8 protein-coding genes are annotated in these 9663 nt (G+C 69.1%); 7 read left to right on the forward strand and 1 reads right to left on the reverse strand.

Features of this window, described 5'->3' with window-relative positions:
* Positions 1-47: 47 nt before the first annotated feature.
* From ACLJRL_RS28345 to ACLJRL_RS28355, 3 genes are read left to right on the forward strand one after another with little or no spacing between them, the layout of a single operon-like run.
* Positions 48-617, forward strand: coding sequence for a hypothetical protein (locus tag ACLJRL_RS28345; protein WP_410659340.1), 570 nt, complete (start codon positions 48-50; stop codon positions 615-617).
* Positions 618-647: 30 nt separating this feature from the next.
* Positions 648-1862, forward strand: a complete 1215-nt coding sequence (locus ACLJRL_RS28350; protein WP_410659341.1) for a lipase family protein — start codon at positions 648-650, stop codon at positions 1860-1862.
* A gap of 7 nt (positions 1863-1869) precedes the next feature.
* The gene (locus tag ACLJRL_RS28355) at positions 1870-2421 is read left to right on the forward strand and encodes a GtrA family protein (RefSeq protein ID WP_410659342.1); all 552 of its coding nucleotides are present in this window, start codon (positions 1870-1872) and stop codon (positions 2419-2421) included.
* On the opposite strand, the gene ACLJRL_RS28360 is transcribed toward ACLJRL_RS28355, so the two are convergent.
* Positions 2361-3557 carry a helix-turn-helix domain-containing protein gene (locus tag ACLJRL_RS28360; protein WP_410659343.1) on the reverse strand — a complete coding sequence of 399 codons (1197 nt, stop codon included), beginning with the start codon at positions 3555-3557 and terminating at the stop codon, positions 2361-2363. The two genes, ACLJRL_RS28355 and ACLJRL_RS28360, sit on opposite strands and share 61 nt — an antisense overlap.
* A gap of 314 nt (positions 3558-3871) precedes the next feature.
* Here ACLJRL_RS28360 and ACLJRL_RS28365 point away from each other — a divergent pair, with 314 nt between their 5' ends.
* The 4 genes from ACLJRL_RS28365 to ACLJRL_RS28380 all read left to right on the forward strand — a co-directional run bounded on the left by ACLJRL_RS28365 (position 3872) and on the right by ACLJRL_RS28380 (position 9317).
* On the forward strand, positions 3872-5092 hold the full coding sequence (locus tag ACLJRL_RS28365) for a helix-turn-helix domain-containing protein (RefSeq protein WP_410659344.1): 1221 nt from the start codon (positions 3872-3874) through the stop codon (positions 5090-5092).
* Between the two features lie 384 nt (positions 5093-5476).
* Positions 5477-6487 (forward strand): alpha/beta fold hydrolase, encoded by a 1011-nt coding sequence (locus tag ACLJRL_RS28370; protein WP_410659345.1) that lies wholly within the window; start codon positions 5477-5479, stop codon positions 6485-6487.
* A 339-nt stretch (positions 6488-6826) separates the two neighbouring features.
* Positions 6827-8017: a helix-turn-helix domain-containing protein gene (locus tag ACLJRL_RS28375; RefSeq protein ID WP_410659360.1), complete on the forward strand. Its 1191-nt coding sequence runs from the start codon at positions 6827-6829 to the stop codon at positions 8015-8017.
* Positions 8018-8072: 55 nt separating this feature from the next.
* A complete protein-coding gene (locus ACLJRL_RS28380) occupies positions 8073-9317 on the forward strand; it encodes a PucR family transcriptional regulator (RefSeq protein ID WP_410659346.1) in 1245 nt (414 codons plus the stop codon).
* Positions 9318-9663: the final 346 nt, after the last annotated feature.

Genomic DNA, 9663 nt, shown 5'->3' on the forward strand with positions numbered 1-9663 from the left:
CCACCGGCTCCTCTTTCGCCGAATTCGACGGGGAAACCATGAAAAGAATGCGCCGCACGGCAGCGCGAATCGCGTTCGCCACCGTCTCCGCCGCCGCCGCGGCGGTCCTGCTGGCGGCCTGCGGGACGGACGAGCCGTTGGACACCGCCCACCACGCCGACCCCGCCGCGCTCGCCTGGGTGGACAAGGTGTGCTCCGGGGTCGCGACGGGCTCGGCGAAACTGGCCCAGCCGCCCGCGTTCGACCCCGCCAACCCCCAGGGGACGAAGACCGCCATGGTGAGCTTCCTGAATTCGCTCTCCTCCGCGCTCGACGACATGGCGGGCGGTATCCGCAACGCCGGTGCGCCGCCGGTCCCGGAGGGACAGTCCGCTGTGGACAAGGCCACCACCACCCTCGGCGAGACCAAGACGAAGATCGCCGACACCTTGACGAAGATGCGGGACGCGAAGGTCACCGACCAGGCGAGCCTGCAGAAGGTGGTCGCCGAGGCCGACACCACGATGAGCGGGCTGAGCGAGCCGGAGGGTCCCATCAAGCACCTTCGCGCCAACCCCGAACTGAACCTCGCCTTCGCCGAATCCTCGACCTGCAAACAGGTCTACGGCAACGCCTGACACCGTCCCGCGCTATCTGGAGGCCCGGCCGTGCCGATCTCGTTCCCCCGCCCGTCCCGCCGCACGCTCGCCGCCGTGCTGGCGATCGTCCTGACCGCCGGCGTGCTGACCGCGCTGAGCGGGAGCCCGGCGAACTCAGCCGTCCCCGCCGCGTCCGACGACTCGTTCTACACCCCGCCATCCCCGCTTCCGGCGGGCAAGCCGGGTGACATCATCCGCTCGCGTGTCTCGAAAGCCGGGCCGCGTAAGGATTCCGTCAACGCGTGGCAGGTGATGTACCTGTCCACCGGCGCCCTCGGTCGACCGGACGCGGTGACCGGCACGGTGCTCGTGCCCAAGAACGCCGACCCGTCGACGGCGCCGATCGTCTCGTTCGGCGCCGGCACGCATGGTCCCGCGTTCGTCTGCACGCCGTCGGCGATGATCGATATCGGCGCCTTCTACGAGCAGTCCGGTCTCGACGACCTGCTCGACGCCGGGTACGCCGTCGCGCTCACCGACTACGAGGGCTACCGCCAGGACCCGAAGACGACGTATGTGGTCGGCCGTTCGGAAGGCCCGGCGATGATCGACGCGGTCCGCGCGGCCCAGCGCCTTCCGGAGACGAAACTTTCCGCGAACGCCAAGGTCCTCTTCCGCGGTTATTCCCAAGGCGGCGGCGCGGCGGCCTGGGCGGGCGAACTGCAACCTTCTTACGCCCCGGAAATGAACCTCGTCGGCGTCGCCGCGGGCGGTGTCCCCGCCGATCTCGTGCAGGTCACCCTGCAACTGGACGGGAAAGCGGGTTTCGGGGTCTTCGCCTACGCCCTCGTCGGCCTGGACAACGCTTATCCCGAGCTGAAGCTGGACTCGTTCCTCAGCGACAACGGGCGCGCGAAACTGGCGGAGATGCAGAAGAGCGCCTGCACCTTCGAACTGCTGACCACCTACGCGAACCAGAAGATCGCCGACTACACGACGAGCGCGGGCTACGTGCGGCCCGAGTGGGTGAAGCGGCTCAACGAAAACAAGCTCGGCGCCACGCCGATCAAGGTCCCGGTGTTCCTCTACCACGCCACCCAGGACCAGCTCGTGCAGTTCGCCCAGGCCGACGCGCTGCACAAGACCTACTGCGCCGCCGGGGTCAAGACGACCTGGAAGACCTACGACACCGACCACATCACCGCGGTCTACACCGGGAACGCCGACGTGCTCGCCTTCGTCAAGGACCGGGTCGCGGGTACCCCGGCGACGTCGAACTGCTGAGCCCGCGGTGCTGAGAACCGCCCCTGAGTCCTCTTGGGACCGAACGGCCGCCGGCGGTGAGCGGAACGGGAAGCGACGAGAGCTTCTCCGTTTCGCCACCGTCGGGCTGGCCGCCTTCGCGCTCACGCTGGGGACCAATTACGGGCTCAAACTCACCGTCCTGCAAGCGAAACCGGTGACGGCGCTGGCCATCGCGACCGTCGTGGCGACGGCCTTCGCCTACCTGCTTTCGCGGCGCTGGGCGTTCCATACCCGCGGCGGCAGGCGCGGGGTGCACGAGGCCGCGTTGTTCTTCGTGGTCAACGCGATCGCCGTGACGATCAACCTGTGCCCGCCGCTGATCTCGCGTTACGTCCTGCATCTCGAAGTCCCCGAGGTGAGCTTCCTCGCGCAGGAGATCGCCGACTTCGTCAGCGGCATGCTGCTCGGCACCGCGGCGGGCTCGGCCTTCCGCTGGTGGGGCTACCGCCGCTGGGTCTTCCCGGTCGCCGGCGCCCGTCAGGCGCCGGCGGGCCGCAGCCGTTCCGCGCGCAGCGCGAGTTCGATCCGCAGCCGCTGATCCGGGTCGTCCAGCCGGTCCCCGAACAGCTCGGAAAGCCGTCGCAGACGGGCCCGCACGGTCTGCGGATGCACGGCGAGCCGGCGGGCGATCTCGGGCGCGCTCCCCCGCGTCTGCACCTGGGTCAGCAGTGTCACCGCGAGTTCCTCCTGCTGCCGCGGTGTCAGTCCCGACAACGGTTCCAGCGCCTCTCCGGCCAGCTGGTCCAGCAGGAACTCGTCGGCCAGCAACAGCAATGTGGTGATGTGCTCGTCGCACCACAGCACCGGGCCGACCGCGGTGATCATCCCGCGCCGCGCCAGTCCCGCCGCGCGGCGAGCGATCCGGAACGACTCCGCGGCTTCCGCCACCGGAACGGTCACCCCCACCGTCGCCGACCAGCCGGTGGGCAGGTCCCGCAGGCCCCCGAGATCGATCTCGGGACAGGCCACCAGCGCGCCGGGCGCGTCGGTGACCAGGTCGGCGGGTACCGCGGAAGGAAGCAGCCCCGCGGGGAACGCAGGGGCGCCGGGGGCCGCGCTGAAAACGACCGCGGTGACCTGCTCCGGGACCCGCCAGCCGATCGCGACGGCGAGCGCGCCGACATCGGACTGGGTGTATCCCGCGCCGCCGGTCAGCAGGCGGAACAACCGGGCTCGCTGCTCGGCGGGGCCGGTGGCGTCGGACTGTGCGGCGTTGTAGCCCTCGGTGAGCGCCATCGTCACCTCGACGACGTCGCCGAACAGGCACTCCGCGGCGCCGTAGAGGACGTCGCCGGAGAGCTGCAGCTGACGGCCGGCGGCGGCGATCGAACGCCACAGCACCCGGCTGGACACCCGGAACGCCGCCTGCGCGGCTTCCCGGCTGAGCCCCTGATGGAACGCGATCCGGCCCTGCGCGCGGAAGTCCGCGAGCAGGTCGATCTGCAGTAGTTCCGGGACGCCGACCCGGTCGATGGCGCGCTCGATGCTGCGCCGGGTCAGCTCGACGGCGCCGGCGCGAGCCTCGCTGTCGCTGAACACTTCGGCGCATTCGCCGATCTCGGCCATCACGCCTTCGACGCAGTTCCGGGCGATCGCCGGGATCCGGGGCCGTACCGCGTCACCGAGTTCCCTCGGCAGCCGCGCCCACAGCGAACCAACGGGCTGCCAGCTCACCTGTGCACTCCCCAGCTCAGAAGTATGCCGACGATTACGGGCACCAATTCCCTTTCGTCCGCGCGCCGCCGGCGCACTCGAATACACGGAGCGTAGAACCGGCGGCTCATCCGTGTCAAAAGGCGCCACGCGGAAACCCTCATCCGTGGCACGGCGAAGAGTACCGCGACTATCCGTCGTCAATTCATCGTCACATTCGTGGTACACGCCGTCGGCCGATCGAGTAGAAACACTCCCTGCACCGTTCCCGCCAATCCGACGCGGTCGTGCAAAGGGATTCACGTTTCCCGCCGCTCCGTTCGTCGAAATCGAAGGTGGTCTTCGTGGTCGAGTACCGCAGCTTCGGCATGCTGGCGACGTTGCCGCGCTCGCTCGGCAAGGCGTTGCGGCCCTACGTCGGCCACGCCGCGGCCGCGATGATCCAAGAGGTGCAGCGTTCGGTCGACGCCTATTCGCTGCCGTTGCGCGGTGTCTTCGGCCGGGTCCTGGTCGTCTCCTGCGAGCGGGCGGTGCGGCAGTACGTCGACTGCATCGGCGATCCGGACGTCCGCCATGACGCCTGGGCGGGCTTCTATCGCATGCGCGGGCGGATCGAGTTCACCGAAGGTCGCAGCCTGGAACCGCTGCACGACAGCGCGACGATCGGCGCCCGCGCGGGCTGGCGCGCGATGCGGCCCATCGTGCGCGGGCTCGGCGTCGGGCCCGACGTCGTCGCGCTCGCCGCGGAGTCAGTCTTCGTCTACGTCGACGAACTGTGCGCCACGACGATCGAGGGCTACCAGGAAGCGCAGGCCAAGGCCGACGGCGCCGTTCCGGCCCGTCGCCGCAGACTCCTCGAACTGATCGCACAGGCACCGGAAGGCTCCGCGTGCAGCATCGCGAGCCTGGCCGAGGGTGCGGGCTGGCGGGTGCCGAAGACCGCCGCCATGGTCGCGCTCCAGCGCACTCCGCGGGCGCAGGACTTCCCGGCCGGCCTTCTGGACGACAGCGTGTTGCTCGACCTCCAGGCCGCCGAACCGTATCTACTGGCCGCCGATCCCGACGCCGACCTCGCCCCGCTGAAAGACGAGCTGATCGGCTGGCGCGCCGCCGTCTCCCCCGTCGTCCCGCTCGCCGACGCCCCGGCCGCGCTGCGCACCGCCCGCCGCGCACTGCTGCTGACCAGCGACGACGCGCCCGGCCCGGTCATCTGGTGCCGCGATCACCTCGCCACGCTGTGGCTGCTCGCCGAAGACTTCCTCGGCGCCGAACTGGCCAAGCAGAGTCTCGACCCGTTCACTTCGCTGAGCGAGAAACAGCAGAAGCGGCTCAGCGAGACTCTCTTGGCGTGGCTGGAAACCCGCGGCGGGGCACCAGAGATCGCACAGCGCCTCGGCGTCCATCCGCAGACCGTGCGCAACCGCCTGCGGCAACTGGAAGAACTGTTCGGCGACCGGCTCAAGGACGCCGACGACCGGCTGGGCATGCAGCTCGCGCTGCGCGCCCAGCGGCTCATGCGCGCCCACCGCCGCGACGAAGGTTCACCAGAGAACTGACGCGCCTGACCCGCCGCCGCGGTCCCTGGACGGTGGGCAGCACCCATCGCCAGCCCCGGCGGGAGCGCCCCGCTCGCGGGTGTTCGAGGTGGAAGTCCGCCCGGCAGGCCATCAGAGCGTGGCCGCCGATCCGGCACGAGGCATCGTCGCATCCATGCGTTTCTCCCGTGGTGACGGGTGTTTACGGACGCTTTCCTGAATACCGGCACAGCCGGTAAATGTCGATGCGCAATTGTTCGGCCGTACCAGATTTTAGCACTCGGCTCGGGGTCTGCGACGGCTTTCTTGTCACACCGGTCTCACTTGATTGACGTGTCCGGCGACACGCTGACGAACCGGCCGATTCTCACGTTATTTTGACGCCTCACCACAGAAAGGCGGGACATGGTCCTCGACGCGCGCGCACTGACCCTGCATGGGCAGGAAATCCGGCTGCGGGAATACCTCCCGCCCACCGCGGCCGGCTCGGACGAACCGCTCGTGCTGCTGCACGGTATCTCGGGCAGCGGCGAAACCTGGATTCCGCTGCTCGAACACTTCGACCGCACCGGTTTCGGCCACCGCGTCCTCGTTCCCGACCTACCGGGCCACGGCGATTCCGGCGCGCCCCGGGCCGACTACGGCCTCGGGGCGATGGCCAGCGTGCTCCGCGACCTCCTCGCGCTCACCGGGAATCCACGGGCGACGGTCGTCGGGCACTCGCTCGGCGGCGGGATCGCGATGCAGTTCGCCTACCAGTTCCCCGAGATGTGCGCCCGGCTGGTGCTCGTGGGCAGCGCCGGGCTCGGACCCCAGGTGACCTCCGTTCTGCGCGCGACGGCGTTGCCCGGGGCCAAGGCGACGCTGACCGCCGCCGTCAACCCGGTCACCCTGGCGATCGCCCGCGGCATCGCGGCGGCCGGACGCGGCCTCGGCGGCAAGCTCGCCCCCGAGACCCGAGAGCTGACTCGTCACTTGGCGTCACTGGCGGACCCCGGCCGCCGGCGCGCGTTCCTGTTCATCGCGCGCAGCCTCATCGACCTGAGGGGCCAGCGCGCGAGCGCGGTCGACAAGCTCTATCTCGCCCAGCAGGTGCCCACGTTGCTCGTCTGGGGCGCCCACGACCCGCTCATTCCGGTCGAACACGGCCGAAAGACGGCCGAAATGCTGCCAGGTAGCCGCTTGACGGTGTTCGAAAATGCGAAACACTTTCCACATGTGTCCGATCCCGTCCGGTTCGGTGCCGAGCTCGAGCGCTTCCTGGACGAGACCGAACCCGCCCGGCTGACCCTCGAAGAGGTCGTCGCGGTCCTCGTTCGAGCGAGCGAGGCGGCGGATCAGGCCGGACCGCCCCCGAAGACCCCTCGGAAGGCCCCGGAAAAGTTGTCACCCGGGCCCCATCGCCGTCATGGGTAAATGTCACTCGTCGCCGGATCGGACCACCCGTTCGGGTGTAGTCCATCCAGGTGGACGATCAACGCCCCGCAATCCGTTGACAGCCCTCTCGGGTGGATTTTATGTTGCGTGAGCCACAAAATCTGGATCGGCTTCACCGTTGAAGAGGCTGATTTTGTTGCTAACAAGGATAAAAACATGACCGACTTGGATACCGGGTTCTCGCGGCACGATCTGCGGACCGCACGGCCTGACCCCGACGTGCGCTACCCCGCCACCCCGCACCGCCAGCCACCGGGTCCGGTCCAGCGACCGCGCGCCTTCACGCCGGCACCGAGAACCCCAGTGGAGAACCGACCCGTGCGCAGCACCGGCGCGAATGGACTGTGGGCGCAACTGCCCCGCGAGCTGGGTGAGCGATTCCGGCCGCGGGTCGACCCCATGGCCCGAGCGATCCTGCAGGAGGTACAACGAGCGGTCCCCGAATACGCACAGCCACTCGAAGGCGCGTTCGGCCAACTGATCACGCAGGGTATTCGTCAAGCGATCCTGCACTGCCTCGACACCATCGGTCAGGGGACGACGGCACTCGACAAATGGAGCACGGTCTTCCGCAATCTCGGGAGGGTCGAGTTCAACGAGGGCCGCAGTCTCGACTGCCTGCAGACGGCCTACCGCGTCGGCGGCCGGGTCGCCTGGCGGCACGTCTCCGAGTTCGGCCAGGCGATCGGAGCGGACGCCGATCTCCTGTGCACCACCGCGGAAGCGATCTTCGCCTACGTGGACGAGATCTCGGCGCTGTCGATCGAGGGCTACACGGCCGCTCAGGAACGAGCGGCGGGCACCAGAGCCAGACGTCGGCGACGGCTGCTCGAACTGATGCTGTCCGATCCGCCGTCCTCGCCGCAGTCGATCGCGACCCACGCCGCGAACGCTCAGTGGGCGATGCCCGCCGAGGTCACCGTCGTCGCACTGGAACGCCGTCCCGGGCCGCAGGACCCCGACAGTCCCGACCTGGACAACGCCGTGCTGGTCGACCTCGAAGGCGCCAAGCCCTGCCTGGTCACCGGCGACCCCGACAAGCACCTGAAGGACCTCGCCGAGCGGCTCCCCGGCTGGCGGGCGGTGATCGGCCCGGCCGTGCGGCTCACCGAAGCGCCACGCTCCCTAATGTGGGCCCGCCGCACGCTAAGGCTGGTCGAACGCGGGGTCCTGCCGGACAACCCGGTCACGCGGTACAGCGATCACCTGTCCACCCTGTGGCTGCTCGCGGACGAGTTCCTGGTCCGTGAACTGTGCGCGCGCAGCCTCGCCCCGTTCAACGACCTCACCCCCAAGCAGCGCACGCGGCTCGGGGAGACGTTGCTGATCTGGTTGCAGTCCCGGGGAAGCGCCCCGGAAATCGCGAAGAAACTCAAGGTCCACCCCCAGACCGTCCGATACCGCATGCACCAGCTCATCGATCTGTTCGGCGATCGGCTGAACAACGCGGACGATCGGCTGGACATGGAGATCGCCCTGCGTGCGGAAGCCTTGCTCGCCGAGGACTGACGGAACCCCCGCTCACGCCGCCTTCGGCTGACAACACTCACAACGAGGTGACGAGGTGACCCGACCGCAGGATGCCCGTCGCGGGGTCGAGGCGACGTACGGCCCGCTCCTCACGCCCGCGAGACCGGGCGGAGCGAGCGGGCGTCCCGTCCAGCTCTGGGCACTGCTGCCGAGAGAACTGGCGGCGGTGTTGCGCCCGGTGCTCGCCGACGTGGCCGGTGAGGTGGTCCGCGAGATCCAGCGGACCATCCCCGACTACGCGCGGCCGTTGGACGGCGCGTTCGGTAAGGCGCTCAAAACCGGTGTCCAGATGGCGTTCCTGCAGTTCCTCGACCGGATCGGCAACCCGGACGCGCCGTCGGAGGACCGCCGGATCGTGTTCCTGAGCCTGGGCGTCCAGGAGTTCCACCAGGGCCGCAACGTCGACGTCCTGCAGGCCGCGTACCGGGTCGGTGCCAGGGTGACCTGGCGCCGGGTGGCGGAGGCAGGACGTCGCACAGGGGTGCCGTCGGCGACGCTGTGCCTTCTCGCGGAGGCCATCTTCGCCTACATCGACGAGCTGTCGGCGCTCTCGGTCGAAGGGCACGCGGAAGCCCGGGAGAAGGCCGCCGGCGCCTTGGAACGCCGACGTCATCGGCTGATGGAAATGTTGCTCGCCGAACCACCGTCACCGCCCGAAGCGGTCAAGGAAGCCGCCGACCTGGCGCGGTGGCGGCTACCGGAACTGCTCGTCGCCGTCGCCCTCGACCAGCCGTCGGACGAAGCTCCGGCGGCTGCTTCGAACGCCCTGACCGACTTCGAGAGCAGTACGCCCTGTCTGCTGATGCCCGCACCGGGACCCGGCGAACAGGAACACTTCGCCGAGGCCTTGGCCGGCCGCCGGGTCGCGATCGGCCCCGCCGTCCCGCCCGTCTTCGCGGCGCGGTCCCTGCGCGCGGCGCGCGAAGCCCTGCGGCTCGTCGAATCCGGCGCCCTCCCCGACGAACCGGTGACGTGGTGCGCCGACCACCTTTCGCGGCTGTGGCTGCTCAAGGAACCCTTCCTCGCCGCGGAACTCGTGCGGGAACGCCTCGGGCCGCTGGCCGGGCTCACCGGGAAGCAGCACTCGCGGCTCGCGGGGACGCTCCTGGCGTGGCTGGAGACCTGCGGGAACGTCCGCGAGGTGGCGGAACGGCTCGCGGTGCACCCGCAGACGGTGCGGTCGCGCGCTCAGGAACTCGAAGCGCTGTTCTCGGACGGGCTGACAGATCCCGAACGGCGCTTCGAAATGATCCTGGCCCTCCGAGCCGCCCCCACCTGAGGCTCACCGGTGGGCGGTGGGCCAAGTCCGTGAAGGCCTCCTTGAGGGACTCTGAGTCCCTCAAGGAGGCCTTCACGGACAGCTAGTCTTCGCCGGTGAGCGACCACCGCGGGCCACACCATGTCGCCGACTTATTGGTGGGTAAGGCAAACGTGGCTTGATGCAGCCTCTCCAGTTGGTGAAGGGGAGCCTGTGGTCGTGAGTGATTCGGGTCGTTCTAACGACCTGTCATGTTTCAGGACTTCGTGAACGGTTATGTCTCACGACTTCGTGAACAGTTTTGGTTGTTCAGTCCTTGGTAGCGTACTGATCTGTCGAGGGTGAGGTCGCGGGCGAGTGTGTCGCC

This window comes from Amycolatopsis sp. lyj-112, assembly GCF_046549055.1.
Classification (GTDB): Bacteria; Actinomycetota; Actinomycetes; order Mycobacteriales; family Pseudonocardiaceae; genus Amycolatopsis.